This is a genomic window from Arhodomonas sp. KWT (assembly GCF_010993615.1).
Map to the genome: position 1 here is coordinate 1 of NZ_WNXE01000017.1, position 1300 is coordinate 1300.

The following is a 1300-nucleotide window of genomic DNA, read 5'->3' on the forward strand; positions in this document are numbered from 1 at the left end:
GACACGCCGATCGCCATGAGCGAGATCGAGCGCATCCTCAAGACGGGCATGGCCAATGTCCGCTGCGTGCTCGGATCGATGATCAACGGCTTCTGAGAGACGTTACGGCAGCGGTGCTGCCGTAACCTCCGGACCTGGTGGACCGGAGACGAGAGCGGCTGTCAGTGAACACGGAAAACGATACCCGCAGCCTCCTGGCCGGGGCGGCCTGGGCGTTGCTGGCGATCACCCTGTGGTCTGGCAATTTCGTGGTCGCGCGCGGCATGGGGGCGACCCTTACGCCGCTCGACCTGTCCTTCGCCCGCTGGAGCATCGCCGCCGTCATCGCGGCCCTGGTGTTCGGACGCACCATCGTCGCCGAGCTGCCCGCGATCCGGCGCCGCTTCGCCATGGTCGTGCTGAGCGCGGTGCTGGGCATCGCGTCGTTCAACACGCTCGTCTACGGCGCCGGCCATTACGCGGGCGCCGCCGTACTGGCGCTGCTCAACACCCTCTCGCCCCTGGTAATCGCCTTTCTCGCCGCTGTCTTCCTGCGTGAGCGTCTGCCCAGGCACGCCGGTACCGGCGGGCTGATCGCGCTCGCGGGCGTCGCCGTCATCACGCTCGGACACGCCGGTGAGGGGGGCGGCGGGGAGACACGCATCGTCCCGGCCCTGCTGCTCATGGCCGGCGCCGTCGTCTGCTTCTCCGGCTACGCGGTGACGGTCCGGCTGCTCACGCGGGAGATCCCGGTGCAGGCCAATCTCGCCATCACCATCATCCTCGGCGCATTCGTGCTCGCCCCCGCTTGGCTGACCCTCTCCGACCCCGCTCATCTCTACGGTCTGGACTGGCAGGGTTACGCGGTACTGCTGTACGTGGGGGTCGGTGCCTCGATCGTCGCCTTTTTCTGCTGGAACAAGGCCATCAGCACCCTCGGCGCGGGCCGGGCGGCGGGCCTTTACTACCTCATCCCCGTGACCACTGCGGTCCTCGCCTGGCTGATCATCGGCGAGACCCTCTCCGTCGCCACCCTCTGCGCCATCCCCGTCGTCCTCCTGGGCGCCTGGCTGGCGACGCGCTAGGGCCGGACGCCGATCCCGGTGCAACGGCACCGCCCTGCGGCGGAAGGCCCCCTGTCGTGCCCGCGGCGGTGGGGCAGGTCGCCGTCGCGCCCGCATCCACCGGGACGGATCGACGGGCAGCCCCGGCACATGTGGCATGCTGTGCCGGTCACGGTACGTCCGGGACCCCAGTGCTGCGTCAGGGTGACGCGGCAGGTCACGCCACGCCGGCGTTCATGCCTACCACGGCAATGACG

The 1300-nt window shown here is 69.6% G+C and carries 1 protein-coding gene; it reads left to right on the forward strand.

Annotation, left to right across the window (positions count from 1 at the left end; all coding sequences use genetic code 11):
* The first annotated feature begins 164 nt into the window (after positions 1–164).
* Positions 165–1064: a DMT family transporter gene (locus G7A99_RS05280; RefSeq protein ID WP_018716795.1), complete on the forward strand. Its 900-nt coding sequence runs from the start codon at positions 165–167 to the stop codon at positions 1062–1064.
* The last annotated feature ends 236 nt before the right edge of the window (positions 1065–1300 follow it).